The sequence below is a fragment of the Kitasatospora sp. NBC_00458 genome (assembly GCF_036013975.1).
Lineage (GTDB): Bacteria > Actinomycetota > Actinomycetes > Streptomycetales > Streptomycetaceae > Kitasatospora.
On record NZ_CP107904.1, the window covers coordinates 2,616,625 to 2,642,899 of the forward strand.

Annotated in this window: 25 protein-coding genes and 1 riboswitch; of the genes, 10 read left to right on the forward strand and 15 right to left on the reverse strand. The window is 74.6% G+C overall.

The features are described 5' to 3' along the window. Window positions 1-3 precede the first annotated feature (3 nt). Genes thiE through OG550_RS10260 form a run of 3 tightly spaced genes read right to left on the reverse strand, consistent with a single transcriptional unit; the run spans window position 4 to window position 2,307 of the window. The gene (gene thiE, locus OG550_RS10250; RefSeq protein WP_327676380.1) at window positions 4-654 is read right to left on the reverse strand and encodes a thiamine phosphate synthase; all 651 of its coding nucleotides are present in this window, start codon (window positions 652-654) and stop codon (window positions 4-6) included. Next, entirely contained in the window at window positions 654-1,019 is a 366-nt protein-coding gene (locus tag OG550_RS10255; RefSeq protein WP_327676381.1) for an Rv2175c family DNA-binding protein, read from the reverse strand. Before OG550_RS10255 ends, thiE begins: the two co-directional genes overlap by 1 nt. A gap of 52 nt (window positions 1,020-1,071) precedes the next feature. Further along, window positions 1,072-2,307, reverse strand: coding sequence for an NAD(P)/FAD-dependent oxidoreductase (locus OG550_RS10260; protein WP_327683793.1), 1,236 nt, complete (start codon window positions 2,305-2,307; stop codon window positions 1,072-1,074). A gap of 115 nt (window positions 2,308-2,422) precedes the next feature. Next, window positions 2,423-2,535: riboswitch (TPP riboswitch) on the forward strand. A 3-nt stretch (window positions 2,536-2,538) separates the two neighbouring features. On the opposite strand from OG550_RS10260, the gene thiO reads away from it, so the two are divergent. From thiO to pknB, 4 genes are all read left to right on the forward strand, one after another. Next, window positions 2,539-3,693, forward strand: coding sequence for a glycine oxidase ThiO (gene thiO, locus OG550_RS10265; RefSeq protein WP_327676382.1), 1,155 nt, complete (start codon window positions 2,539-2,541; stop codon window positions 3,691-3,693). A gap of 5 nt (window positions 3,694-3,698) precedes the next feature. Further along, entirely contained in the window at window positions 3,699-3,899 is a 201-nt protein-coding gene (gene thiS, locus OG550_RS10270) for a sulfur carrier protein ThiS (protein WP_327683795.1), read from the forward strand. A 1-nt stretch (window position 3,900) separates the two neighbouring features. Continuing rightward, window positions 3,901-4,698, forward strand: coding sequence for a thiazole synthase (locus OG550_RS10275; RefSeq protein WP_327676383.1), 798 nt, complete (start codon window positions 3,901-3,903; stop codon window positions 4,696-4,698). A 110-nt stretch (window positions 4,699-4,808) separates the two neighbouring features. Further along, complete coding sequence (gene pknB, locus OG550_RS10280; RefSeq protein WP_442905973.1) at window positions 4,809-6,587, forward strand: Stk1 family PASTA domain-containing Ser/Thr kinase; 1,779 nt, start codon at window positions 4,809-4,811, stop codon at window positions 6,585-6,587. Between the two features lie 94 nt (window positions 6,588-6,681). On the opposite strand, the gene OG550_RS10285 is transcribed toward pknB, so the two are convergent. After that, window positions 6,682-7,311 (reverse strand): molybdopterin-dependent oxidoreductase, encoded by a 630-nt coding sequence (locus tag OG550_RS10285; RefSeq protein WP_327676384.1) that lies wholly within the window; start codon window positions 7,309-7,311, stop codon window positions 6,682-6,684. Window positions 7,312-7,529: 218 nt separating this feature from the next. Between OG550_RS10285 and bfr the strand changes: the two genes are divergently transcribed. Beyond that, window positions 7,530-8,009 (forward strand): bacterioferritin, encoded by a 480-nt coding sequence (gene bfr, locus OG550_RS10290; protein ID WP_327676385.1) that lies wholly within the window; start codon window positions 7,530-7,532, stop codon window positions 8,007-8,009. Between the two features lie 8 nt (window positions 8,010-8,017). Here the strand turns inward: bfr and OG550_RS10295 are convergent, their stop codons facing one another. Together OG550_RS10295 and OG550_RS10300 are read right to left on the reverse strand one after the other, a co-directional pair. Continuing rightward, window positions 8,018-8,296: a (2Fe-2S)-binding protein gene (locus OG550_RS10295; RefSeq protein ID WP_327676386.1), complete on the reverse strand. Its 279-nt coding sequence runs from the start codon at window positions 8,294-8,296 to the stop codon at window positions 8,018-8,020. Between the two features lie 186 nt (window positions 8,297-8,482). Continuing rightward, the gene (locus OG550_RS10300) at window positions 8,483-9,835 is read right to left on the reverse strand and encodes a class II 3-deoxy-7-phosphoheptulonate synthase (protein WP_327676387.1); all 1,353 of its coding nucleotides are present in this window, start codon (window positions 9,833-9,835) and stop codon (window positions 8,483-8,485) included. Window positions 9,836-10,137: 302 nt separating this feature from the next. On the opposite strand from OG550_RS10300, the gene OG550_RS10305 reads away from it, so the two are divergent. Next, the gene (locus OG550_RS10305) at window positions 10,138-12,096 is read left to right on the forward strand and encodes an anthranilate synthase family protein (protein WP_327676388.1); all 1,959 of its coding nucleotides are present in this window, start codon (window positions 10,138-10,140) and stop codon (window positions 12,094-12,096) included. An 84-nt stretch (window positions 12,097-12,180) separates the two neighbouring features. Here OG550_RS10305 and OG550_RS10310 read toward each other — a convergent pair whose 3' ends face one another. From OG550_RS10310 to OG550_RS10320, 3 genes are read right to left on the reverse strand one after another with little or no spacing between them, the layout of a single operon-like run. Then, the gene (locus OG550_RS10310; RefSeq protein ID WP_327676389.1) at window positions 12,181-12,873 is read right to left on the reverse strand and encodes a response regulator transcription factor; all 693 of its coding nucleotides are present in this window, start codon (window positions 12,871-12,873) and stop codon (window positions 12,181-12,183) included. 37 nt (window positions 12,874-12,910) lie between these two features. Continuing rightward, a complete protein-coding gene (macS, locus tag OG550_RS10315; protein ID WP_327676390.1) occupies window positions 12,911-14,140 on the reverse strand; it encodes a MacS family sensor histidine kinase in 1,230 nt (409 codons plus the stop codon). A gap of 38 nt (window positions 14,141-14,178) precedes the next feature. After that, on the reverse strand, window positions 14,179-15,039 hold the full coding sequence (locus OG550_RS10320) for a lysophospholipid acyltransferase family protein (RefSeq protein WP_327683798.1): 861 nt from the start codon (window positions 15,037-15,039) through the stop codon (window positions 14,179-14,181). A 235-nt stretch (window positions 15,040-15,274) separates the two neighbouring features. On the opposite strand from OG550_RS10320, the gene OG550_RS10325 reads away from it, so the two are divergent. After that, entirely contained in the window at window positions 15,275-16,069 is a 795-nt protein-coding gene (locus OG550_RS10325) for an alpha/beta hydrolase (RefSeq protein ID WP_327676391.1), read from the forward strand. Window positions 16,070-16,079: 10 nt separating this feature from the next. Further along, window positions 16,080-16,823, forward strand: a complete 744-nt coding sequence (locus tag OG550_RS10330) for a hypothetical protein (protein ID WP_327676392.1) — start codon at window positions 16,080-16,082, stop codon at window positions 16,821-16,823. Between the two features lie 119 nt (window positions 16,824-16,942). Here OG550_RS10330 and OG550_RS10335 read toward each other — a convergent pair whose 3' ends face one another. From OG550_RS10335 to OG550_RS10355, 5 genes are all read right to left on the reverse strand, one after another. Then, window positions 16,943-17,686 (reverse strand): endonuclease/exonuclease/phosphatase family protein, encoded by a 744-nt coding sequence (locus OG550_RS10335; RefSeq protein ID WP_327676393.1) that lies wholly within the window; start codon window positions 17,684-17,686, stop codon window positions 16,943-16,945. A 128-nt stretch (window positions 17,687-17,814) separates the two neighbouring features. After that, window positions 17,815-18,759 carry an ROK family glucokinase gene (locus OG550_RS10340; RefSeq protein WP_327676394.1) on the reverse strand — a complete coding sequence of 315 codons (945 nt, stop codon included), beginning with the start codon at window positions 18,757-18,759 and terminating at the stop codon, window positions 17,815-17,817. Window positions 18,760-19,068: 309 nt separating this feature from the next. Next, window positions 19,069-19,527, reverse strand: coding sequence for a DUF5304 family protein (locus tag OG550_RS10345; protein ID WP_327676395.1), 459 nt, complete (start codon window positions 19,525-19,527; stop codon window positions 19,069-19,071). Between the two features lie 85 nt (window positions 19,528-19,612). Beyond that, entirely contained in the window at window positions 19,613-20,788 is a 1,176-nt protein-coding gene (locus OG550_RS10350; RefSeq protein WP_327676396.1) for an ArsA family ATPase, read from the reverse strand. Window positions 20,789-20,814: 26 nt separating this feature from the next. Continuing rightward, complete coding sequence (locus OG550_RS10355) at window positions 20,815-21,276, reverse strand: SRPBCC family protein (protein WP_327676397.1); 462 nt, start codon at window positions 21,274-21,276, stop codon at window positions 20,815-20,817. Between the two features lie 331 nt (window positions 21,277-21,607). On the opposite strand from OG550_RS10355, the gene OG550_RS10360 reads away from it, so the two are divergent. Next, window positions 21,608-23,401, forward strand: a complete 1,794-nt coding sequence (locus OG550_RS10360) for an AMP-dependent synthetase/ligase (RefSeq protein WP_327676398.1) — start codon at window positions 21,608-21,610, stop codon at window positions 23,399-23,401. Between the two features lie 70 nt (window positions 23,402-23,471). Here OG550_RS10360 and OG550_RS10365 read toward each other — a convergent pair whose 3' ends face one another. Further along, complete coding sequence (locus OG550_RS10365; RefSeq protein ID WP_327676399.1) at window positions 23,472-24,608, reverse strand: glycosyltransferase family 4 protein; 1,137 nt, start codon at window positions 24,606-24,608, stop codon at window positions 23,472-23,474. A 243-nt stretch (window positions 24,609-24,851) separates the two neighbouring features. Here OG550_RS10365 and OG550_RS10370 point away from each other — a divergent pair, with 243 nt between their 5' ends. Beyond that, window positions 24,852-26,270 (forward strand): glycosyltransferase family 87 protein, encoded by a 1,419-nt coding sequence (locus OG550_RS10370; RefSeq protein WP_327676400.1) that lies wholly within the window; start codon window positions 24,852-24,854, stop codon window positions 26,268-26,270. Window positions 26,271-26,275 lie beyond the last annotated feature (5 nt).

Consider the following 26,275-nt stretch of genomic DNA (forward strand, 5'->3'; position numbering starts at 1 on the left):
GGCCTAGACCTCGCGCAGCCGGCGGGCGAACTCGGCGGCCGCCGCCCGCGGGTCCTCCGCACCGGTGATGGCCCGGACCACCACGACCCGGCGGGCGCCGGCGGCCAGCACCTCGTCCAGGTTGCCCAGGTCGATCCCGCCGATGGCGAACCACGGCCGGTCGGTGGTCCGCTTCGCCGCGTACGAGACCAGGCCGAGGCCCGGCGCGTGCCGGCCGGGCTTGGTCGGGGTGGGCCAGACCGGGCCGGTGCAGAAGTAGTCCACGCCGGGCTCGGCGATCGCCGCGTCCACCTCGGACTCCGCGTGGCAGGACCGGCCGATCAGCACGTCCTCGCCGAGGATCGCGCGGGCGGCCGGCACGGGCAGGTCGTCCTGCCCGAGGTGCAGCACGTCCGGTCCGGCCGCGTGGGCGACGTCGGCGCGGTCGTTGACGGCGAGCAGCCTGCCGTGCCGCCGGCAGGCGTCGGCGAAGACCTCCAGCGCCGCCAGCTCCTGCCTGGCCTCCAGCCCCTTGTCCCGCAGCTGGACGACGTCCACGCCGCCGGCCAGCGCGGCGTCCAGGAAGTCGGCGAGGTCGCCCTGCTCGCGGCGGGCGTCGGTGCACAGGTAGAGCCGGGCGTCGGCGAGCCGCCGGCGCGGGGTGTCGGCCGCCATCAGATCAGCATCGCCTGGGCGCGGCGCTTCACCTCGGTGCCGCGGTTCTCCTGCAGGGCCTGGATCGGGCTGCCGGGCAGCGACGGGTCCTCGGTGAAGAGCCACTCCAGGATCTCCGCGTCGTTGTACCCGCAGTCGCGCAGCACGGTCAGCGTCCCGGACAGGTGCTTGACCAGCCCGGCGCCGTCGATGAACGCGGCCGGCACCTGCAGCGACTTGTTGGGGCCGCGCCGTACGGCGATCAGCCCGCCGTTCTTGACCAGGTCCCGCACCTCGGTGACCCGGACCCCCCACTGCTCCGAGATGTCGGGCAGGTACATCCACTCGGTGACCAGGGACTCAATCTTGCTTTCGATCTCACTCACGTCACCAGACTGCCACCTCCGCGGCCCGCCGCGCACCACCCGGCCCCGCGGACTACCCCGCGACGGCCGACTTCAGCGGCACCGCGGGGTCGGCCGCGAGGGCCCGGTCGAGCACCGCGCCGCGCTCGACCAGCCGCCGGCCCTGGGCCAGGTCGCGCGGGCGGTCGACGGCGAGCAGCGCGCGCAGGACGCCGTCGCGCAGCCAGAGCACCGACCAGTCCGGCCCGTCCGGGGCGCCCCGCCACAGCAGTTCGTCGCCCTCGCCGTGCCGCCCGGCGTACTGCGCCGTCCTGCCGAACTGCTCGGACCAGAAGTACTGCACCGGGTCGTACGGCGGCGCGTCCGTGCCGAGCACCGAGGCGGCGGCCGCCGCGGCGGACTGCAGCGCGTGGTCCCAGTGCTGGACGGCCAGCCGGGCGCCGGAGCGTGCCGAGGGGTAGCTGACGCAGTCGCCCGCCGCGAAGACCCCGGGCAGACCGGTGCGCAGCCGCTCGTCCACCAGGACGGCACCGGCCGCGTCCAGTTCCACGCCGCTGCCGGCCAGCCAGCCGGTCGACGGGCGGGCCCCGACGCCGACCACCACCTCGTCGGCCGGCAGGTGGGTGCCGTCCGCCAGCAGCACGGCGCCCGGCTCGACGGCGGCGACGCCCACGCCGCAGCGCAGCTCGACCCCGGCCTCCGCGTACCAGCCGGCCATCACCCGGCCGATCTCGGTGGGCAGCGCGCCGGGGACGGGGGCCGGGCCCGCCTCGACGACGGTCACCTCGCAGCCGGCGGCGCGGGCGGCGGTGGCCACCTCGGCGCCGATCCAGCCCGCGCCGACCAGCACCAGGCGCAGGCCGGGGCGGAGCAGGGCGCGCAGGGCGAGCGCGTCGTCCAGGGTGTGCAGCAGGTGGGCCCGCTCGGCGCCGGGCAGGGCGCGCGGTTCGGCGCCGGTGGCGATCACCAGCGAGCCGAACGGCAGGTCGCCGGCGTCGGTGTGCAGCACGCCCGGGCTGCCCGGGGTGCCGGGGGTGAGGCCGGTGGCCCGGCGGCCGGTCAGCAGCTCGACGTCCAGCTGCCCGAAGTCGAGGTCGAGGGTGGTGTTGTCGGCCTTGCCCAGCAGCACGTCCTTGGAGAGCGGCGGCCGGTCGTACGGCACGTGCGGTTCGGCTCCGACCAGCACGATCCGCCCCTGCCAGCCGTCGCGCCGCAGCACGAGGGCGCACTGCGCCCCCGCCAGTCCCGCACCGACCACGACCACCTGGTCCGCGTGGTCCGCCTGCTCCGTCCGGTCCGCCCCGCTCATGTCCGCCACGCCGTCACTGTACCCAGCGCGGTCCGACGGCCCCGGCCGGGCCGGGGCCGTCCCGTCCGCCCCTCGTACGCGCCTTCAGCGGCCGCACCCCCCGGAGTTATGGTGGGGGCACCATCACGGGAGCCCGGCGTACCGGGCTGAGAGGCGGGCTGGAACGGCCTGCGACCGTCCGAACCTGATCCGGGTCATACCGGCGAAGGGAGAGCAGCGACTTTGACACGCTTGGCGAAAGGCGCCCGTGCCGACGTGCTGGTGATCGGCGGGGGCCTCATCGGCCTCGTGGTCGCCTGGCGGGCGGCCCAGCGCGGGCTGCGGGTCGTCGTGGCCGACCCGGCGCACGGCGGCGGCGCCGCCCGGGTCGCGGCCGGGATGCTCGCCCCGGTCACCGAGCTCCAGTACGGCGAGGAGCCGCTGCTGCGGCTCGGCATGGCGTCCAACGAGCGCTACGCGGCCTTCGCCGCCGAACTCACCGAGGCGAGCGGCGGCCACGACACCGGCTACCGGCAGTGCGGCACGGTCGCCGTCGCCCTGGACTCCGACGACCGCGCGGAACTGCGCGAGCTGCACGCCTTCCACCAGCGGCTCGGCCTGGACTCGCAGTGGCTCACCGGCCGCGAGGCCCGCCGGCTCGAACCGATGCTCGCCCCGGGCGTCCGCGGCGGCCTGCACGTCACCGACGACCACCAGGTGGACGGCCGCCGGCTCGCCGCGGCCCTGGTCCTCGCCTGCGAACGCGCGGGCGTGCTCCTGCACCGCGCGGAGGCCTCCGCACTGCTGGTCGAGCACGACCGCGCGGTCGGCGCCCGGCTGTCCACCGGCGAGACGGTCGGCGCCGACCAGGTCGTCCTCGCCGCCGGCTCCCGCAGCCACCTGCTGCCCGGGCTGCCGGCGGGCGTGCTGCCGGCGATCCGCCCGGTGAAGGGCCAGATCCTGCGGCTGACGGTCCCCGCGGCGTACCGGCCGTTCCTGTCCCGCAACGTCCGCGCGGTGGTCCGCGGGCAGCACATCTACCTGGTGCCGCGGGAGAACGGCGAGCTGGTGATCGGCGCCACCAGCGAGGAGCAGGGGTACGACACCACCGTCACCGCCGGGGGCGTCTACGAGCTGCTCCGCGACGCCCACGAGCTGGTCCCCGGCCTCACCGAGCTGCCGCTGACCGAGACCGCCGCCGGCCTGCGCCCGGGCTCGCCCGACAACGCGCCGCTGCTCGGCCCGACCGCGCTGCCCGGCCTGGTCGCCGCCACCGGCCACTACCGCAACGGGGTGCTGCTCACCCCGGTCACCGGCGACCTGCTCGCCGACTACCTGGCCACCGGCGTGACGCCGGACCTCGCCGAGCCCTTCTCCCCCACCCGCTTCACGAAGGTCCCCGCATGAGCGACATCACCCTGCACGTCAACGGCGAGCCCCGGACGGTCTCCGCCGCGACCACCCTCGCCGAGGTGGTGGCCACCCTCAGCCAGGCCCACTCCGGTGTCGCCGCCGCGCTGAACGAGACCGTGGTGCCGCGCACCGACTGGCCGCGCACCGGGCTCTCGACCGGCGACCGGATCGAGATCCTCACCGCCGTCCAGGGAGGCTGACATGGCCGACGACGCCTTCACCATCGCCGGCACCGCCTTCGGTTCGCGCCTGATCATGGGCACCGGCGGCGCCCCCAGCCTGGAGGTCCTGGAGCAGGCCCTGCGGGTCTCCGGCACCGAGCTGACCACGGTGGCGATGCGCCGGGTCGACACCGCCACCCAGGGCTCGGTCCTCGACGTGCTGACCCGCAACGGCATCCGCGTGCTGCCCAACACGGCGGGCTGCTTCACCGCCGGCGAGGCCGTGCTGACGGCCCGGCTGGCCCGCGAGGCGCTCGGCACCGACTGGGTGAAGCTGGAGGTCATCGCCGACGAGCGGACCCTCCTGCCGGACCCGATCGAGCTGCTGGACGCCGCCGAGACCCTCGTCGACGACGGCTTCACCGTCCTCCCCTACACCAACGACGACCCGGTACTGGCCCGGAAGCTGGAGGACGTCGGCTGCGCGGCGATCATGCCGCTCGGTTCGCCGATCGGCTCCGGCCTGGGCATCCGCAACCCGCACAACTTCCAGCTGATCGTGGAGGGCGCGGGCGTCCCGGTGATCCTGGACGCCGGGGCCGGCACCGCCTCGGACGTCGCGCTGGCGATGGAGCTGGGCTGCTCCGCCGTGATGCTCGCCTCCGCCGTCACCCGCGCACAGGACCCGGTGCTGATGGCCGACGCGATGCGGCACGCCGCCGAGGCCGGGCGGCTCGCCTACCGGGCCGGCCGGATACCGCGCCGCTTCCACGCCGAGGCCTCCTCGGCGATGGCCGGCCGGGCCGAGCTGGACACCCGCGAGCACCCGGCGTTCTGACCCGGCGTCCGGTGCCCGCCACCGCCCGGCGGTGTCACGAACCGGGCACAGACCGGCCCCGGGGGCGGTGTCCCCGGAGCCGGCCGTCGGGTCGGCACTAGAATCGGCGGGTGGACATGGCACTGCGCGACCCGCTGATCGGTACCCTGCTCGACGGCCGGTACCGGGTCGAGCGGCGCGTGGCGGCCGGCGGGATGTCCACCGTCTACCAGGGCACCGACACCCGGCTCGACCGGGTCGTGGCGCTCAAGGTGATGCACCCCGCGCTCGCCGGGGACACCGCCTTCACCACCCGGTTCATCCGCGAGGCGAAGGCCGTCGCCCGGCTCGCCCACCCCAACGTGGTCAACGTCTTCGACCAGGGGGCGGACGGCGGAAACGTCTTCCTCGCCATGGAGTACGTCCCCGGCGGCACCCTGCGCGACCTGCTGCGCGACCGCGGCGCGCTCTCCATCCGCGCCGCGCTGGACGTCCTGGAGCCGGTGCTCGCCGCGCTCGGCGCCGCCCACCGGGCCGGTCTGGTCCACCGCGACGTCAAGCCCGAGAACGTGCTGATCACCGACGGCGGCCTGGTCAAGGTCGCCGACTTCGGCCTGGTCCGGGTGCTGAACACCGCCGACGGCGCGTCCACCGCCGCGACCGCCGGCACCGTGCTCGGCACCGTCTCCTACCTGGCGCCCGAACAGATCCGCCCGGGCGCCGAGACCGACCAGCGGGTGGACGTCTACGCGGCCGGCATCCTGCTGTACGAGATGCTCACCGGCCACCGGCCGCACACCGGCGAGAACCCCGTCCAGGTGATGTACCGCCATCTGCACGAGGACGTTCCGGCCCCCTCCGCCGCCGTGCCGGGCATCGTCCCGGAGCTGGACGCGATAGTGGCCGGCGCCTGCGCCCGCGACCGCGGGGCCCGCCCCCACGACGCGGTCGAGCTGCTCGCCGCCCTCCAGCGGGTCCGCCGCGGGCTCACCTCCGCGCAACTGGACGCCGAGCCGCCCGCCTCCACCCGGCCCAGCCCGCGGTTCCCGACCGGCGAGCCCACCTCGGTGATCACCCCCGCCGTCCCGGTCGAGCGGACCAGTGTGCTCGACGTGCCGCCGGAGGTGATGGAGCAGCTGCTCACCGAGCCGCGCCCGTACGACGAGCCGCCGCCGGTCCGCACCCGCCGGGCGTCCGACCGGCCGCGCCGGCTGCCGCGCCTGCCGCGCCTGCCCCGCGGACCACTGGTCTGGACCGCCGTCCTGGCCGCCCTGCTGCTGGCGGTCGGCGGCACCACGTACGCGCTCTCCGGCGCGCTGTACGGCACGGTGCCGGGCGTGCTCGGCAAGGACCGGGCCGAGGCGCAGCGGCTCCTGGACGGCGCCGGCATGCACGGCCGGTTCACCGAGGTGTACAGCGAGGCCGTCCCGGCCGGGCAGGTGATCTCCACCGACCCCGGGGCCGGTGCGCGGGCCCGGAAGAGCGACACCGTGACGCTGACGGTCTCGCGGGGGCCGAAGCGGATCGCCGTGCCGGAGCTGGTGGGCCGGCCGTCCGGGCAGGCCGCCTCGGCGCTGGCCGGGGCGCAGCTGGCCGCGGGCGCGGTGACCGAGACGTACGACGACACCGTCCCGGAGGGGTCGGTGATCAGCAGTTCGCCGGCGGCCGGGCAGCAGGTGGCGGAGAACACCCCGGTCTCGCTGGTGGTCAGCAAGGGCATGGTGCCCGTCCCGGACGTGACCGGGATGTCGAAGGAGGCCGCCGAGAAGGCGCTCCAGGCCGCCGGGTTCGCCATGCAGAGCAGCGGGGTGAACCTGTTCGGCACGGGCAAGGTCTCGGGCCAGTCGCCGGCCGCCGGGGAGCGCCGTCCTCAGCGCACCGTGGTCACGGTCAACTTCCCGTTCCTGTAGCCGCCGCCGTTCCGGTGGCCGCGCCCCTCGCGGTGGCCGCGACCCGTTCCGGTGGCCGTGCCCGTCCCGGTGGCCGCGGCCGGGCGGCCGCCGGTCAGCGCAGCGGCCCGTCGCCCGGCTCCTCCTGGTGGGAGAAGCGCTGCTCCCGCCAGGGGTCGGCCAGGTTGTGGTAGCCGCGCTCCTCCCAGAAGCCGCGCCGGTCGGCCCGCATGTACTCGACGGCGCGGACCCACTTGGGGCCCTTCCAGGCGTAGCGGCCGGGGACGACCAGCCGGACCGGGAACCCGTGCTCGGCGGTGAGCGCCTCACCGTTGCGGTGGGTGGCGAGGACGGTCGCGGGGTCGGCGAAGTCGGCGATCCGCAGGTTGGCGCTGTAGCCGTACTCGGCCCAGACCATGACGTGGCTGACGCCCTCGGCCGGCGGCGCCAGCTCCAGCAGGACGGAGGCCGACACGCCCGTCCAGTCGCTGTCGAGCACCGAGAACTTGGTGACGCAGTGCAGGTCGGCCCGGACGGTGGTGCGGGGCAGTGCGTCGAACGCCTCGAAGTCCCAGCTGTGCTTCTCCGCCGAAGCGGTCGCCCCGAACACCTGGAGCTCCCAGGTCAGCGGCTTGAAGCGGGGCACCGGCCCGTAGTGCAGGGCGGGCCAGCCGCGGCGGGCGCGCTGGCCCGGTGGGAGCCTCGGGTCAGACGGCGGCGGCGGTTCTTGTTCGGACTGACCCATGGATCCATGGTGACAGACGGCGGGCAGCGCCCGACGCGCGCCCCTTTCCGAGCTCGTGCGCCCTGCTCGTACGGTCCAACGGGCGCCTAAATCGGATATTCCGACACATGTCCTAGTGAGTGTGAACTTACTGGAATTTCTTCCCATCACGGTGCCAGGATGCGTGCAGCCGGAGGGTACGGCCGAGGATTCCGGACGCACAGCAGGAAGGCAGCGCCATGAAGGGCGACGCAGAAGTCATCGAGTTCCTCAACGAGCAGCTCACCGCCGAGCTGACCGCAATCAACCAGTACTTCCTGCACGCCAAGATGCAGGAGAACTTCGGCTGGACCAAGCTCGCGAAGTACACCCGCCACGAGTCCTTCGACGAGATGAAGCACGCCGAGGTCCTCACCGACCGGATCCTCTTCCTGGACGGCCTGCCCAACTACCAGCGGCTCTTCCACGTCCGGATCGGCCAGACCGTCAAGGAGATGTTCGAGGCCGACCGCCAGGTCGAAGTCGAGGCGATCGACCGGCTGAAGCGCGGGATCGTGGTGATGCGCGCCAAGAACGACGTCACCTCGGCCAACATCTTCGAGTCCATCCTGGCGGACGAGGAGCACCACATCGACTACCTCGACACCCAGCTCGAACTACTGGAGAAGCTCGGGGAGGCGCTCTACCTCGCCCAGCTGATCGAGCAGCCGGAGTCCTGAGTCCCGCTTCAGGCCGCGCGCAGCGGCGCCAGCGGACCCACCGGGGCGGCCCCGGGCTCGCCGTCGGGGGCCTCCGGGTCGGCCAGCCCCAGCTTGGCCGCGAGCCGGGCGGTGGGGCAGGGGCGTGCACCGTGCTCGCCCAGCAGGGCCTGGATCCGGCGGACGCAGGAGCCGCAGTCGGTGCCGGCCTTGCAGCCCTTGGCGATCTGGCGCGGCGTGTTGGCGCCGGCGTCGATCTCCTTCTTCACCTGGGCCTCGGTGACCGCATGGCACATGCACACGTACATCGCGGTCTCTCCCGGGGGTGAAGCGGAGTGGATCTTGACTAAGGCATGCCTTAGCTCACTAAGCCTCACCTTACCCGGCGATCGGGGTGCGAAAAAGCCCCTCCGGGTTCGGGAACACCGAATCCGGAGGGGCTTTCGTCACATCACCCGCCCGCTCGCCGCACGACGGCGGCCCGGGGCGTACGCTCAGTTGCCGCCGCGGTACATCTCGGCCACGAGGAACGCCAGGTCCAGCGACTGGCTGCGGTTGAGCCGCGGGTCGCAGGCCGTCTCGTAGCGCTGGTGCAGGTCGTCGACCAGCACCTCGTCGCCGCCGCCGACGCACTCGGTGACGTCGTCGCCGGTCAGCTCCACGTGGATGCCGCCCGGGTGGGTGCCGAGCGCGCGGTGCACCTCGAAGAAGCCCTTGACCTCGTCGAGCACGTCGTCGAAGCGGCGGGTCTTGTGTCCGCTGGACGCCTCGAAGGTGTTGCCGTGCATCGGGTCGCAGATCCAGACCGGCTGGGCGCCGGAGGCGGTGACCTTCTCCACCAGGGTGGGCAGGTGGTCGCGGACCTTGCCCGCACCCATCCGGGTGATGAAGGTGAGCCGGCCGGGCTCGCGCTCCGGGTCGAGCCGCTCGATCAGGGTGAGCGCCTCGTCGACCGAGGTGGTCGGGCCGAGCTTCACACCGATCGGGTTGCGGACCTTCGACGCGAACTCGATGTGCGCGTGGTCCAGCTGGCGGGTCCGCTCGCCGATCCAGACCATGTGGCCGGACACGTCGTACAGGTCGCCGGTGCGGGAGTCCACCCGGGTCATCGCGGTCTCGTAGTCGAGGATCAGCGCCTCGTGCGAGGAGAAGAACTCGACGGTCTTGAACTCCTCCGGCGCCACGCCGCAGGCGTTCATGAAGGCCAGCGCGTTGTCGATCTCGCGGGCCAGCTGCTCGTACCGCTGACCGGCCGGCGAGTTGCGCACGAAGTCCTGGTTCCAGGCGTGCACCTGGCGCAGGTCCGCGTAGCCGCCGGTGGTGAAGGCGCGCACCAGGTTGAGCGTCGCCGCGGAGGCGTTGTACATCCGCTTCAGGCGCTCCGGGTCCGGGATCCGGGACTCCGGGGTGAACTCGAAGCCGTTCACCGAGTCGCCGCGGTAGACCGGCAGGGTCACGCCGTCGCGGGTCTCGGTCGACTTGGAGCGCGGCTTGGAGTACTGGCCGGCGATCCGGCCGACCTTCACCACCGGGACGGAGGCCGCGTACGTCAGCACGGCCGCCATCTGGAGCAGCGTCTTGAGCTTGTTGCGGATGTGCTCGGCCGAGACGCCGTCGAAGGCCTCGGCACAGTCGCCGCCCTGCAGCAGGAACGCCTCACCGCGGGCCACGGCGGCGAGCCGGGCGCGCAGCTGGTCGCACTCGCCGGCGAAGACGAGCGGCGGATACGAGGCGAGCTCGGCAAGGGTCTTGCGCAGAGCCTCTTGGTCCGGCCATTCAGGCTGCTGCGCCGCGGGCAGGGACTGCCAGGAGTGGCCAATCCGGGATGTCTCAGTCGTCACGGTCACACGGCAAGGCTACGGGGTACGACGACCGTTTTGTGACCACCGCCCGATGGGTGAGACGTCCGGCGGACAAATTCCCGGTGCCCCTCCTCCCCCTGCCGCCCGCCCCATCGGCTACGCTCGACCCCGTGAACGCACCGCGCACCTCCTCCTGGTGGTGGGCCGACCCCACGGGTGGCCCACGCATCGCGCGTTCCTAGACGAACACGACGGCCGCCCCCCGGGGCGGCCGTCGGCGTCACAGCAGACGGCCCTCCCGGGAGCGGATTCCAGCACCGCAACCGACCCGGAAGGAACGCCGCACCGTGACCAGCGCCGCCGACCTGCTCGCCCGCCTCACCGGCCCCGACGCACCGGCCTTCGCCCTGCTGCACCGCCGCACCCCCCGCACGGCTCCGGACACCGTCGAGATCCTGCTCGGCACCGTCGGCCGGTACGACCGGCTGGCCGACCTGCCGGTCCGCCACGGCGTCCCCGCCGACGGCCCCGTCCACGACCTGCTCGCGCTCGTCCCCTACCGGCAGATCCGCGAACGCGGCTTCGAGGCGCACGACGACGACACCCCGCTCCAGGCCCTCTCGGTCACCGAGCAGCACGCCGTACCGCTGGCGGACCTCGCCGCCGCCCTCCCCCGGGTGCCCTTCACCCTCACCGGCGGCGCCTTCGACATCGACGACGACGAGTACGCCGCGATCGTCCGCCGGGTGATCGAGGACGAGATCGGACGCGGCGAGGGCGCCAACTTCGTCATCCGGCGCGACTTCACCGCGACGCTGGAGGCCTCCGGCGGGACCGCCGGCGAGGGCTGCTCCCCCGCCCTCGCGCTCACCCTCTTCCGCCGTCTGCTGGAGCAGGAGCGCGGCGCCTACTGGACCTTCCTGGTGCACACCGGCGACCGCGTGCTGGTCGGCGCCTCGCCCGAGGTGCACGTCCGGCAGAGCGGCGGGACGGTCGTGATGAACCCGATCTCCGGCACCTACCGCTACCCGGCCGCCGGCGCCGACCTCGACTCGCTGCTCGCCTTCCTCCACGACGCCAAGGAGCTGGAGGAGCTGACCATGGTGGTCGACGAGGAGCTCAAGATGATGTGCACCGTCGGCGACCTCGGCGGCCAGGTGCTCGGCCCGCGGCTCAAGGAGATGTCCCACCTCGCGCACACCGAGTACGAGCTGCGCGGCCGCACCTCGCTCGACGTCCGCGAGGTGCTCAGGGAGACCATGTTCGCCGCCACCGTCACCGGCAGCCCGGTCCAGAACGCCACCCGGGTGATCCGCCGGTACGAGCGCTCCGGGCGCGGCTACTACTCCGGCGCGCTCGCCCTGATCGGCCGCTCCGCCAGCGGCGGCCAGCTGCTCGACTCGCCGATCTGCATCCGCGCCGCCGACGTCGACCCGGCCACCGGCCGCCTCGCCGTCCGGGTGGGCGCCACCCTCGTCCGACACTCCGACCCCGACTCCGAGGTCGCCGAGACGCACGCCAAGGCCGCCGGGGTGCTCACCGCGATCGGCGCCCGCCCGGCCACCGGCCGGCGCCCGGGCCCGACCGGTCCGCGGCTCGGCGACGACCACCGCGTCCAGGCCGCGCTGGACGCCCGGCGCGCCGGCCTGGCCCCGTTCTGGCTGCGGATGCAGCGGCCGGCCACGGCCACGGAGGAGCTGGAGACCCTGGTGGTCGACGGCGAGGACACCTTCACGTCCATGCTCGCCCACCTGCTGACCTCGCTCGGCCACCGGGTCACCGTGGTCCGGTACGACGAGCCGGGCCTGCGCGCGCGGGTCGCCGCCCACCCCGGTCCGCTGGTGCTCGGCCCCGGCCCGGGCGACCCGGCGGCCGCCGACGATCCCAAGATGGCCGTGCTGCGACCGATCGTCACCGACGCGCTGGACGCCGTCCGGACCGGCCGGCGGACCGCGCCGCTGCTCGCCGTCTGCCTCAGCCACCAGCTGCTGTCGGCCGCGCTCGGCCTGCCGCTGGCCCGCAAGGCCGTCCCCTACCAGGGGGCGCAGGAGACCGTCGACCTCTTCGGGACCAGGCGGACGGTCGGCTTCTACAACACCTTCACCGCCCGTTGCACGGCGGAGGACGCCGACCGGCTGGCCGCGGAGGGCGTGGAGGTCTCCCGTGACCCGCTGTCCGGGGACGTGCACGCGCTGCGCGGGCCGGGCTTCGCCGGGCTGCAGTTCCACCCGGAGTCGGTGCTCACCCGCGAGGGCGTGGAGATCGTCGCCGGGCTGCTGCGGGAGGCCGCGGCCGTCCACCGCTGAGGAGTCCCCGGGCGGGCGGGCGCCGAGCCGCGCCCCCGCCCGGCTCCCGGGCCCGGACGCCCGCCCCGCCCGGGTCGGCCCCGCTCAGATCTCGTCGTCCAGCCCCTGCTCGATCGCGTACCGGACCAGCTCGACCCGGTTGTGCAGCTGGAGCTTGCCGAGGGTGTTCTGGACGTGGTTCTGCACCGTGCGGTGGGAGAGCACCAGCCGGTCGGCGATCTGCCGGTAGGACAGGCCCTTGGCGACCAGCCGCAGCACCTCGGTCTCCCGGGCGGTCAGCTGCGGGACCGCGGGCGCGGTCGGGGCGGCCGGCTCGGCGGCCAGCCGGCGGAACTCCCCGAGCACCAGCCCGGCCAGCCCCGGGGTGAAGACCGCGTCGCCGACGGCGGTGCGGCGCACCGCGTCCAGCAGCTCGTCCCGCCCCGCCGACTTGACCAGGTAGCCGGTCGCACCGGACTTCACCGCCTCCAGCACGTCCTGGTGCTCGCCGCTCGCGGAGAGCACCAGGACCCGCACGGACGGGTCCTGCGCGACCACCTGGCGGCAGACCTCGGCGCCGGAGAGCCCCGGCAGGTTGAGGTCGAGCACCACCACCTGCGGGGAGCAGGCGCGGGCCCGGCGGACGGCCTCCTCGCCGTCACCGGCGGTGGCCACCACGTCCAGCCCGGCCTCGCCGAGGTCGCGGGAGACGGCGTCGCGCCACATCGGGTGGTCGTCCACCACCATGACCCGCACCGGGCGGTCGGCCGGCTGCTGGTCGGTCGGCTGGTCGGTCATGGCCGGCACCCTTTCACAGAAGGTCGTGGGGGACGTTTCACGGGGCGTCGAGCCGGGCGGTGTGCCGGGCTCCGTGCGGGACGCTCCGCGGGACGCGGAGCTCCACCTCGACGCCCTCCCCGGGGGACGAGTACAGCTCGGCCGTGCCCCCGAGGTCCAGCAGCCGGCCGCGGATCGACTGGGAGACCCCGAGCCGCCCCGCCCGCTCCGCCTCACCGAGCCGGCCGGGCGCGAACCCCGGGCCGTCGTCCCGGATCGACACGGTGACGGCCTCCGGCTCGTCCTCGACCAGGATCCAGGCCCGGGCCTCCGCTCCGGCGTGCCGGCGGACGTTGTCCACGGCGGCCCCGACGGCGGCGGCGAGCTCTCCGGCGGCCGGGGCGGGCAGCAGCACCGGCGTGCCGGGCGCGGACAGCGTCACCCGCTCGTCCGCGTACGGGCCGAGCAGGGCGCGGAGGTCCTGCGGCTCCTCCGGCTCGCGCTGGGCGGGCAGCGGGCCGCCGCTCATCAGCGCGCGCAGGGCGCGCTCCTGTTCGCCGGCCAGCCGGCCCAGCTCGGCGAAGTCCGCTCCCCCGCCCGGCTGTTCGGAGCCCCGCTCGGAGCCCCGCCGCTGGACCAGGGCGAGCACCTGGAGCACGCCGTCGTGGATGTCCCGGGAGAGCCGCTCGCGCTCCCGGGTGGCCGCCTCGACCTGGAGCGCCCTGGTGAGGGTCGCCTCGCTGGCCCGGGCCAGCTCTATGACGTAGCCGATCGCACAGCCGGCCACCATGAGCAGCACGATGTTGTGGATGTTGTCGCCGGTCGGGCCGCCGTGGCCGAGGATGTTGGCCACCCCGATCACCGACCCGGCCGCCGCGGCCCAGCGCCAGCCGCCCCGGCCGGCGAAGCCGAGCACCGTGCCGGCCGCCCAGATGGTCGGCAGGGTGGGCGCACCGTGGGCGATCCGGGAGGGCGCGTCGGTCAGCCCGCTCATCACGATGCCGGTGACGACGAGCGTCAGGTCGGTGCCGAGCACGTACCAGGTGCAGCGCTGCGGGCCGGAGAAGGCGCGGGTGGAGGCCAGTGTCCAGAGCGTCAGCGCGCCGAGGTAGATCCAGCCGGCGACCGGGTGCAGGAACTCCAGGTAGGAGTCGGCGTACCGGAGCAGCGCGTAGCCGAGCGCCAGGACCCGGAAGAGGGAGATGGCCCGCCAGAGCGGCAGCTCGACGGACATGCCGCCCGCCGCGACCGCTCCGCCGACCGCCCCGGTTCTGCCGCCGTCCGTCATCCCCGCCGTCCTCCCCCGACGCCCGGCCGGTGCCCTGTTCAGGCCGGCCCGGTCCCCTTGTCCTGCTGGTCCTGCCCGGTGGCCTTGTCCTGCCCGATGGCCCTGTCGGCCTCGGCCTTCTCCGCCTCGGCCGCCTTCTCCGCCTTCTCCGCTTCGGCCTTCTCGGCCTTGGCGGCGGCCTGTTCGGCCTTCTGGACGGCCTTGCGCTCGGCGTCGGCGCGCTTCTTGTCGTCGGCGATCTGCCGCTTGGCGGCGGTCGCGTAGACGTCCACGTACTCCTGGCCGGAGAGCCGCATGATCTCGTACATCACCTCGTCCGTCACCGAACGGAGGATGAACCGGTCGTTCTCCATCCCGTGGTAGCGGGAGAAGTCGAGCGGGCGGCCGATCCTGATGCCCGGGCGGATGCCGAAGTTCGGGACCACCTGGCCGGGCGGCTGGACCTTCTCGGTGTCGATCATCGCGACCGGGATGACCGGCGCACCGGTGGCCAGCGCGACGCGGGCCAGACCGCCGACCTTGCCGCGGTAGAGCTTGCCGTCGGGCGAGCGCGTGCCCTCCGGGTAGACGCCGAACAGCTCGCCGCGGTCGAGCACCGCGATCGCGGAGCGGATCGCCGCCTCGCCCGCGCCGCGCACGCCCGAACGGTCCACCGGGAGCTGGCCGACGCCCTTGAAGAACGCCGCGGTCAGCCGGCCCTTGAGGCCCGGGGTGGTGAAGTACTCGGCCTTCGCGATGAAGGTCACCCGGCGCTTGATCAGCGCGGGGAAGAAGAAGGAGTCCGAGAAGGAGAGGTGGTTGCTCGCGATGATCGCGGCACCCTCGGTGGGGATGTTCTCCTCACCCTCGATCCACGGCCGGAAGAAGATCCGAAGCAGTGGCGCGACGATCATCTTCATCAGTCGGTAGAACAACCCGGGCCTCCTGTATTGCGGACCGGTCGATCCTAATGCCCTTCGGTGCCCGCCCGTGCCCCGCCCCGCCCCGGCGGGGTGTCCGGCGGGGGTGTACGGCGCGGGCGGGCCCGTGGGACGATGCGGTTTCCGCAGCCTCCGTCCCGGTGCGCGTCACAGCGCGCAGCCGGAGCGGGCCGGTGTCACCACTCCAGCGTCCCCGCCCGCGAAGGAGCCCGCCATGCCGCTGCTGCCCGGCGCCGAACCGTTCCGCCACGAGGGCGGGCCGGTGGGCGTCCTGCTCTGCCACGGGTTCACCGGCTCGCCGCAGTCGCTCCGCCCGTGGGCCGACGAGCTGGCCGCCGCCGGGTACACCGTCGCGCTCCCGCTGCTGCCGGGGCACGGCACCCGCTGGGAGGACATGCAGCAGACCCGCTGGGAGGACTGGTACGCCGAGGTCGAGCGGGAGCTGCTGGCGCTGGCCGCGGAGTGCGGGCAGGTCTTCGTCCTCGGCCTCTCGATGGGCGGCGGGCTGGCGCTGCGACTGGCGGCGGTGCACGGGCCGCTGGTCTCCGGGGTGGTCGTGGTCAACCCGTCGGTGCGGTCGGACAACCCCGCGAGTGTGCTTCTGCCGGTGCTGCGGCACCTGGTCCCGAGCCTGCCCGGGGTGGCCGACGACATCGCCCGGCCCGGCGCCGTCGAGCTGGCCTACGACCGGACGCCGCTGCACGCCGCCTGGTCGCTGAGCCTGCTCTGGAAGGACGTCCAGCGGCGGCTGCCCGAGGTGACCCAGCCGGTGCTGCTCTTCCGCAGTCCGCAGGACCACGTGGTCTCGCCGGCCAACTCCGAACTGGTGCTGGCCCGGATATCCTCGACCGACGTGACGGAGCGGCTGTGCCAGCGCAGTTTCCACGTCGCGACGCTGGACCACGACGCGGCGGAAATATTCGCGGCCAGCCTGGACTTCATCCGACGGCTGGCTCCCGCGCAAGCGGCGGGCGTCACCCGGGTGGAATCCGACGATCACCAAGGCTGAAGGGCCGGAAGTGCACGAGAGCAGCACGGCGGGCGGCGAGGACGAGGCACCCCGCGAGGACGGCGCGACCACCGGCGGCACGCGGCCGGGCGGTGAGCAGGCCGGCGGCGGGAAGGCGGACGCCCGGAAGGCGGACGGCGAGCCGACGGGCACCGGCGAGGAGGCCGGCGCCCGTACCGGGGAGGGCCGCGGCGCCGGGACCGCCGAGCCGCCCCGGGTGCGGCGCGCGCCCGAGCGGAGCCAGGCCGAGCAGGACGAGATCTTCGCGGCGCTGGTCGCGCAGTTCGACGACCCCGTCGACCTCAACAACCCGAACTGGCCGGAGATCGAGAACCTCCGGGCGCGCGGCGAGCTCAAGGGCGGCTTCAAGGACGGCGGCGGCCCGGCCGAGCCCGGTGACCTCGCCGATCTCGCGCCCCAGCCGCGCCCCCGGTCCACGCAGCCGGTGATGCCGGCCGCCGGGTCGGGCCCGCGCGACTTCGAACTGGCCGAGGGGAGCGACGAGGACCACTTCGTCCCGCCGGAGCCGCCGCCGCTGCCCGCGGCCGACACCACCTCCAAGTTCGCCTGGCTCGCCGTGCTCGGCGGCCCGGCGCTGCTGCTCTTCGACGCGGTGGTCTGGCGCGAGGTCTCCGGCTGGCCGGCCTGGGTCGGGGTGGCCGCCTTCCTGGGCGGCTTCGCGACCCTGGTGGTCCGGATGAGGGAGCAGGACGAGGACGAGCCCGAGGACCCGCACGGCGGCGCGGTCGTCTGATCCGACCGACCGCTGCCCGGCCGATGCCGGGTCGGCCGGGGCGGGGCGGTCGACCGGAGCGAGTGGCGGCCCGGCCGACCTGGCGGCGACCCGGCAGTGACCGGGCCGCCGACCCGGCGTCAGCCGGCCGGCAGCTCCAGGACGGCGAGCACCGGCAGGTGGTCGGTCGCGGCCCGCAGGTCCTCCCCGGTGACGCCGGGCAGCCCGTGCGGGACGCCGCAGGCCAGCACCCGGACGCCGGGGGTGGCGAAGACCGCGTCGAGCCGCTGGTAGGGGTTGTCGGGGACGGACGTCATCTCGCCGCCCCAGGGCGCGACCACGTGCCCGTCCTGCAGCCGGCCGGCCAGCATCCGCCAGCCCGGCCCGTCCGGGTGCTCGTTGAAGTCGCCCGCCACGACCCCGGCCCCGGCGTACCGGAGCTGCTCGGGCAGCAGCTCGAACTGCCCGTACCGCTCGTCCGCGTCGAGGCTGAGGTGGCAGCTGGTCACGGTGAACGGCGCCGCACCGGCGACCCGCAGCAGCGCGGTGGCGAAGCCGCGCGCGTGGAGTCCGCGGGTCTTCGGCAGCAGCCGGTCGTGCACGGCCAGCACGGCGACGCCGGGCCGGCCGAGCAGCAGTGGACCCGCGGCGGTCCGGCCGCCGCCGCTGAGGACCACGGTCCCGGTCCCCCGGGCCAGCCAGGCGGCCTGTCCCTCCGGCCGCCAGTAGCGGGGCGACTCCTGGACGCAGAGGACGTCCGGCGCGCAGGCCCGGATCACCCGGACGAGGGCGTGCCGGTCGTCCCGCAGCGAGCGGACGTTGTAGCTGAGCAGCCGCAGCCGGCGCGGCCCGGGCGGCGGCAGGTCGGCCGGTCCGGTGGTCATGGCGGTCCTCCCCTGGGGTGTCGTCGGGACGACCGTACGTCAGGACGCCGGCCGGGGAGGCGCGAACACGGCGGCGGCCCGGGCGGGCCGCCGCCGTGCGCGGACGAGCGGGGTCGGACCGTGCGGGGTCAGACCGTGCGGGCCAGGTCGGCCGCGCCGGCGATGCCGGCCGCCGAGCCCGTCGAGGCGAGCACCACCTCGGCGCGCGGGCGGTGCACCCCGCCGGTCAGGTAGTGCTCGAAGGCCTTGGCGACGGGGTCGAGCAGCAGCCGGCCGGAGTCGGAGACGCCGCCGCCGAGCACGAACACGCCGGGGTCGAAGAGCGCGGCGAGGTCGGCCATCCCCCGGCCCAGCCAGTCGGCCAGCTCGGCGTAGCACTCCAGGGCGAGCGGGTCGCCCTCCTCGGCCGCCTCGGTGATGTGGATGCCGCGGATGGTCTCGGCGACGCCGTCGTTGAGCTCCAGCATCCGCTTGCCGCGGACCGGGTCGGCGGCGGACTTCTCCCGGCCGTAGCGGCGCAGCGCCCGGCCGGACCCGTACTGCTCCCAGCACCCCCGGCCGCCGCAGCCGCAGGGCAGGCCGTCCGGGACCATGTTGAGGTGGCCGATCTCGCCGGCCACGCCGAACCGGCCGCGGTGGAGCCGGCCGTCCAGCACGAGTCCGCCGCCGATGCCGGTGCCGACGGTGATCAGCACCATGTCGGAGTGCCCGGCGGCCGCACCGTAGCGGTACTCGGCCCAGGCGGCGCAGTTGGCGTCGTTCTCGACGACCGTGGGCAGGCCGGCGAGCTCCTCGATCCGGCCGCGCAGCGGCTCGTCCTCCCAGTCGATGTTGGGGGCGAAGATCACCGTGGAACGGTCGCGGTCCACGAAGCCGGGGGCGCCGACGCCGGCCGCGACCACGTCGGGGTACTGCTCCTTGAGCTCGCGCACGGCCTGCGCGATGGCGTCGACCGCCCACTGCGGGTCGGCCGGGGTCGGCACCCTGGTCCGGGCCAGGATCTCGCCGGCCTCGTCGACCACGCCTGCCGCGATCTTGGTCCCGCCGACGTCGACGCCGATGGTCAGAGCCATGTGTCCCTCAGCTATTCACTCGTTCCCGCTGGACGGAACGCTACCGCCCAACCCTGCCCCCGTACACACCGTCGCATACATTAACCGAAGACAATGGGCACCCAACCCGGCCGGACTCCTTCAAAAGTCGTACATTTTCACCGGTGTCGTCACAGGATGAAGCCGCGAAATGACCCGGGCGGGATCGGGGGTTCACAGCTTGTCGGACGCCCCCTCAGGCGTCCAGGCGTGTCGGGCCGGCCCCGGCGACGGGGCGCCACCGGGGGCGGCGCCTCCCGCGAGAGCGCGGGGCCACTCGGGTGCGAAGGGCTACTCGGGCGTGCCGGGCTGCCCGGGGGCGTCCGACCGTCCGGGCGCGGCGGGGGCACCGGGGGTGCCGGGCTCGTCGGCCCCGTCGAGGTCGACGCGCTCGCTGCGGGCCGGCTCGCCCGCGGTCCAGCGGTGCTCGTGGCCGGCCACCGCGGCCCGGTAGGCGGCCAGCAGTTCGGCCCCGGCGGCGGCCAGCCCGGTGCCGGCGGCGGCGAGGTGGCCGTACACCTCGGGCTGCTTCTCGCGCACGCGGTCGGCCAGACCGGCCAGCGAGATCAGGGTCTCGGCGCTCGCCTCCTGCGCCTTCCCGCCGACGGCGGTGGCGAGCCGGCGGACCTCGTCCACCAGCGGGCCCAGTTCCGGCCCGAAGGGGTGCGCCTGCGGGCCGTCCTGCCCCGGACCGTCCTGCCCGGAGCCGTCCTGCCCGGGGGTGGATCCGGTCCGGTCGGTGGTGGTCATCGCTGGCGCCTCCTCAACAGCTGTGGCCGCACCCGCGGCCACCGGCCCCGACGCTACCCGACCACCGGGTGCGACCCGACCGGCCTCAGGCCCGGGGCCAGAGCGCCGGATCCGGCGCGAACCGGACGGCGAGCGCCCCGTCGTGCAGGCCCGCGCCGGCGACGGTGCAGCGGCGCAGCGCCGAGGGGAGGGTGAGCACCCGCCGGTGGGCGCCGAGGCCGACCACCAGTTCGTCACCGCGCCGGACGAGGTCCAGGTCCGCGCGCTCGGCACCGGGCAGCGCGAGGTGCCAGACCAGCAGGCCCTCCGCCGCCAGCCGGTCCTCCACGGTCCACGGCTCGGCCGGGCGGGGCTCGGGGCCGGGGCCCGCGCCGTAGAGGCGGTCCGCGACGGCCTCCAGGGTGGCCTCGGCGAGCCCGGTGGTCAGCACCGGCACGCCGTCCGAGGAGTCGGCCAGCCCGGCCAGCTCCTCCCGGCGGCGGCGGGCCAGCCCGGCCAGCCACGGATCGGGCGAGTCGACGGCGGCGTCCGGCAGCGCGCCGTGCACCACCACGGCGTCCGGCCGGTGGCCGTGCAGGGCCAGCCCGGCCCTGATCCGGCGCAGCCCGGCGAAGGGGTGGGCGTCGGCCGCGGTGACCAGGCGCACCGTGGTGCCGGGCGCGGAGATCGCGGCGCGCGCCTCGGCGAGCGCGCCGGCCGCCTTCGAGCGGGCCTCGTACAGCCAGTCGGCGGGCATCGGCACCCCGGCGAGACCGGCCAGCAGCGGGCGCAGCGCCCGGGCGGCCTGGCGCTGCTCGGGGGCGATCCGGGCCAGGTAGCGCTCCAGCTGCTCGGGCAGGGCGAGGGTGGCGATCAGGTCGGCGGGCGGCGGGGCGAGCACGACCAGCACGTCCGCGTCGGCGGCGGGCAGGGCGCGCAGCAGCGCCAGCCGGGCGGTGCCGGGGAGGGCGGTGAGCTCCTCCGGGTCGAGCGGGTCGGCGCCGAGCAGGTCCAGGGCGGGCTTGAGGCGGCCGCCGATCTCGTCGAGGGCGTGCCGGAAGGCCGCCTGCTCGTCGATCCGGGCGACGGTGAGACCGGGCGCGTAGGGCGCCGGCCGGGGCTCCAGCCGGGCACCGAGGACGGCGTCCAGGGTCCGGTGCGGGTCGTCGGCGGCCAGCAGCAGGGTGCGCCCGCCCTGCCGGGCGGCGTGCAGGGCGGTGGCGGCGGCCACCTCGGGCGCCCCGGTGTCACCGCTGACCAGGATGGTGCGTGTCGCCGTCATGCCGTACTGCCCCCGTTCGCCGGCCGTCAGCCCTCGACGGTCTTGGTGGTGCCGGTGTCCTCGACCCGCTTCTTCAGGCCGGCCAGGGCACGGTCGATGATGACCTTCTCGGCCTTGCGCTTGATCATGCCGAGCATCGGGATCTTGACGTCGACGGCGAGCTGGTAGGTGACCTCGGTGCGGTCGGCGCCGAGCGGGGCCAGCGTGTAGGAGCCGTCCAGCGAGCGGAGCATCTGGCTGCGCACCAGCGTCCAGCCGACCTCGCGGTCGCCGTCCCAGGTGTAGGCGAGGACGTGCTCGTCACGGATGGCGCCGGCGTCGAGCAGCAGGCGGACCTGTGCGGCGCGGCCGTTCTCCGCGGTCTCCAGGACCTCGATCTCCTTGACCTCACCGGTCCAGGCCGGGTAGGCGGCGAAGTCGGCGATCACGGCCATGACCGCCGCCGGGGTCGCGTCGATGGTGATGCTCGACCTGGTGTGCTCCGCCATGGAATGGCCCTCCGCGTCGTCCCTTGCTGCCGTCCCGGCCGAGCCTGCTCGGTCGGGTGCGCCCGGAGCAGGCTATCGCGAACGGTGATCTCCGCCGCCCGCGGTCCGCCCCGCGGGGAGAGGGCGGCGCCGCCGGTCCCGGGCCCGTCCGGTGGCTACCGGCTGGTCACCCCGGGGCTGCCGTAGGGTGCCATTCGAACGACCCGGTCCCGACCTGGTCGGACGGGTCAAGGTGTGACACTTCGAACACCGGAGCCGACCCCCCTGGTCGAAGCTGCCTACCGGGCAGTAACGTCCTGCCGTCCCGCAGCGTCGCGAACGAGGAGCAGTCTTGCTCGACTTCAGCCTTCCGGCCCTCTACCAGGTACCGAGCGGCGGTAACCTCTCCGACCTCGTGCACCAGAACGCCGAGCGGCACCCCGACGTCGTGGTGCTCAGCCGCAAGGTGGACGGCCAGTGGCAGGAGTTGACCGCCGCCCAGTTCCTGGTCGAGGTGCACGCAGCCGCCAAGGGCCTGATCGCCGCCGGCATCCGGCCGGGCGACCGGGTGGGCCTGATGTCCCGCACCCGGTACGAGTGGACGCTGCTGGACTTCGCGATCTGGACCGCCGGCGCGATCACCGTGCCGGTGTACGAGACCTCCTCCCCCGAGCAGGTCGAGTGGATCCTCGGCGACTCCGGGGCGGTCGCCGTCCTCGCCGAGACCGCCGCGCACGCCGCGGTGGTCGAGGAGGTCCGCGATCGGCTGCCGGAGCTGGAGCACACCTGGCAGATCGAGGACGGTGCGCTCGCCGCGCTGGCCGAGGCCGGCCGCGGGGTGGCCGACGCGACCGTCACCGAGCGCCGCTCGGTGGCCACCGCCGACTCGGTCGCCACCATCGTCTACACCTCGGGCACCACCGGCCGCCCGAAGGGCTGTCAGCTGACCCACGCCAACTTCCTGGCCGAGTGCGGCAACGTGGTCGAGCGCCTCGCCCCGCTGTTCCGCACCGGCGAGAGCTCCGTCCTGCTCTTCCTGCCGCTCGCGCACGTGCTGGCCCGGATCGCGGAGATCGCCCCGGCGATGGCCCCGATCAAGCTCGGCCACGTGTCCGACATCAAGGACGTCACCGCCGAGCTGGCCTCCTTCCGGCCGACCCTGATCCTGGGCGTCCCGCGGGTCTTCGAGAAGGTGTACAACACGGCGCGCGCCAAGGCCCAGGCCGACGGCAAGGGCAAGATCTTCGACAAGGCGGCGGACACCGCGATCGCGTACAGCCGGGCGCTGGACGCCGGCGGCGCCGGGCTGCTGCTCAAGCTCAAGCACGCGGTCTTCGACAAGCTGGTCTACAGCAAGCTGCGGGCCGCGCTCGGCGGCCGGGCGACCCACGCGATCTCCGGCGGCGCCCCGCTCGGCGAGCGGCTCGGCCACTTCTACCGGGGCATCGGCTTCACGGTGCTGGAGGGCTACGGCCTGACCGAGACCTGCGCGGCCACCGCCTTCAACCCGTGGGACAAGCCGAAGATCGGCACGGTCGGCCAGCCGCTGCCCGGCTCCGCGGTGCGGATCGCCGAGGACGGCGAGGTGCTGTTCAAGGGCCCGCAGGTGTTCACCGGCTACTGGAACAACCCGCAGGCCACCGCCGAGACCCTGAAGGACGGCTGGATCTCGACCGGCGACATCGGCTCGCTGGACGACGAGGGCTACCTCACCATCACCGGCCGCAAGAAGGAGATCATCGTCACCGCGGGCGGCAAGAACGTCGCCCCGGCGGTGATCGAGGACCGCATCCGGGCGCACGCGCTGGTCGGCGAGGTCATGGTGGTCGGCGACCGCAAGCCCTTCGTCGCCTGCCTGCTCACCGTGGACGAGGACTTCTTCCCCCGCTGGAAGGAGCTGAACGGCAAGCCGGCCACCGCCACGGTCGCCGAACTGCGCGAGGACCCGGACCTGCTGGCCGCCCTGCAGTCCGCGGTGGACGACGGCAACGCGGCCGTCTCGCACGCCGAGGCGGTGAAGAAGTTCCGCCTGCTGGACACCGTCCTCTCCGAGGAGAGCGGCCATCTGACGCCCTCGCTGAAGCTCAAGCGGAACGTCGTGCTGAAGGACTTCGCGGCCGACGTCGAGGCGATCTACCAGCGGTAGTCCGCCGGACGCCGGGCGCCGTGTCCGGGCCGGTGCGGCCCGCCCCCTGGACGGGGGCGGGCCGTCCGCGTCAGCCCGCCAGCAGCGAGGTCAGCCGCCCGGCGAGCAGGTCCCAGCGCCAGGAACGGTCCACCCAGCGCCGGCCGGCCTCGCCCATCCGCCGGCGCAGCTCCTCGTCCTGCAGCAGCCGGACGATCCGCTCGGCCGCCGCGGCGGGCGAGCCGCCCTGCACGACGTACCCGGTCTCGCCCTCCAGCACCGCGTCCGGTGCGCCGCCGGAGTCTCCGGCCACCACCGGCAGGCCGGTCGCCGAGGCCTCCAGGTAGACGATGCCGAGGCCCTCCACGTCCAGCCCGCCGCGCCGGGTGCGGCAGGGCATGGCGAAGACGTCCCCGGCGCCGTAGTGGGCGGGCAGCTCCTCCCACGGCACCGAGCCGGTGAAGCGCACCGAGGGGCGCACGCCCCGGGCGTCCACCAGCTTCTCCAGCTCCGCCCGGTACGGGCCGCCGCCGACGATCAGCAGGACGGCGTCCGGCACGTCGGCGAGGATCTGCGGCATCGCCTCGATCAGGGTGTCCTGGCCCTTGCGCGGCACCAGCCGGGAGACGCAGACCACCACCGGCCGGTCCGCCAGGCCGAGCCGTTCGCGCACCGCGGCGCCGCCGGAGTCCGGGTGGAAGGTCCGCTCGTCCACGCCGGGCGGCAGCTGCACCATCCGCGCGGCCGCCGCCGGCCCGACCGCGCCCGCGATCCGGGAACGGGTGTACTCGCCGAGGTAGGTGAGGGTGTCGGTGCCCGCGCCGATCCGGCGCAGCAGCTGCCGGGCGGCCGGGAGCTGGGCCCAGGCGGCCTCGTGGCCGTGGGTCATGCCGAGCAGCCGGCCCGCCCCGGCCCGGCGCAGCGCGGGGGCCATCAGTCCGAGCGGGGCCGCGGCCCCGAACCAGACCGAGTCGCAGCCCTCGGCGCGGAGGATCCCGGCGGCCCGCCGGGTGACCCGGGGTGTGGGAACCATCACCTTCGTCCGGTCCCGGATCACCGGGAACGGCTGCTCGGCGTCGAACCGGGCCACCTCGCCGCCGTCCCGCCAGGTGGAGGCGTAGACGACCACGCTCCCTGCGGGCTGACGGACGGCCATGTTGTGGACGAAGGCCTGGATGCCGCCGGGCCTGGGCGGGAAGTCGTTGGTGACGATCAAGGTCTTGTGCATCAGGCGACGGCTCGCTCGGTCGGGGGGTGCTCGGGTAACCGCTGGGTGATCCGTACGATAGGTCAACACCATGACCCGCCGGGAACGGAACCGCGCACGGCAACCGTTGCACCCCCGGGTCTGTCCTAGAACCTAGGCGGCCGGTGCGGCCGGGCCGACGTGCGGCGCCGGCCCGGCACCGGCGGCCCGGGCGTCCGTCGCACGACGCCTCCGGTGGGACGTCGAGACGAACGAGGGAGCGCAGTGGAGTTGGCCCCGGCCACCGAGTCCGGTTCACCCAGCGGCGCGGCCGGCTCCGGCACGGCGCTGGCCGTCCGCCAGGAGCCCGTCCAGGGCCCCGCGCGCCCCTCCGGGCGGACCGGGGCGCTGCTGGCGCTCGGCGGGACCTGGGTGGCCACCCGGACGCTGCTGATGCTGCTGGTGACCGGTGTGCTGCGGATGCCGGGCGGGGACATCACCGCCGACGTCTGGATCATCTACCACGCCTGGTACGGCGTCCTGCAGACCGGCACCTTCCCGCTGGACGACGTCACCTGGCAGTACCCGCCCGGCGCCGCCCTGGTGATCATGCTGCCGGGGCTGCTGCCCTGGTCGTACCTGGTCTCGTTCTGGGTGATCTGCGGGATCGCCGACGCCGCCGCGATGGCCGTGCTGGTCCGCACCGGACTGCGCAAGGGCCGGGCCCTGACCGGCGCCTGGGTCTGGGTGGCCGGTGTGCCGCTGCTCGGCCCGATGATCTACAACCGCTACGACGTGATCGTCACCGCGATCGCGGTGGCGGGCCTGCTGGCGCTGATCCGCCGCCCGGCGGTCGGCGGACTGCTGCTGGGCCTCGGCGGGATCGTCAAGATCTGGCCGCTGCTCGGCCTGATCGGCACCCCGTCCGGCCGGCGCACCCGCCGCTCCTGGACGGCCGCGGCCGCCGCGGCCGCCTCGATCGGCTTCCTGCTGGCGGCCGGGATGAACGGCGCGTTCGAGTTCCTGACGTTCCAGAAGGACCGCGGCATCGAGGTCGAGTCGGTCGGCGCGCTGCCGATCCACTTCGCCCGGATCGCCGGCGCCTGGGACGGCAAGGTCCTGATGAACTACGGCTCGGTGGAGATGCTCGGGCCGTGGGTGCCGGTGATCTCCAAGGTGATGCTGGCCGGCTCGGTGCTGGGCTTCGCCTGGCTGCTGCTCTGGCGGTTCACCGCCCGCCGGCGGAACGCCGCCACCATGTACGACGCGGCGCTGGCCGCACTGCTGATCTTCACCGTGACCAGCCGGGTGATCAGCCCGCAGTACCTGGTCTGGCTGGTCGGCGTGGCCGCGGTGTGCCTGACCGTCCGGGGGACCAGCCAGCGGCCGGTCGCCCTCCTGATCCTGGCCGCGACCCCGCTGACCCTGGTGGAGTTCCCGCTGATCTTCGGCGACGTGGTCGCCAGCAAGCCGACCGCGATCACCGTGCTGACCCTGCGCAACCTGCTGCTGCTGGCCGCCACCGTGCTCTCCTGCGTCCGGCTCTGGCGCTCCACCCGGCGCACCGAGCGGCTCCCGGAGACGGTCGTGCTGGCCCCGCCGGAGCCCGTCCCGTCCGCCGCCTACTCGGTCCGGCCCGGCATCGCGTACGAGCAGGACCTGCTGGACGGCATCGACCGGCCGACCGTCCGGAGCGACCGCTAGGTCAC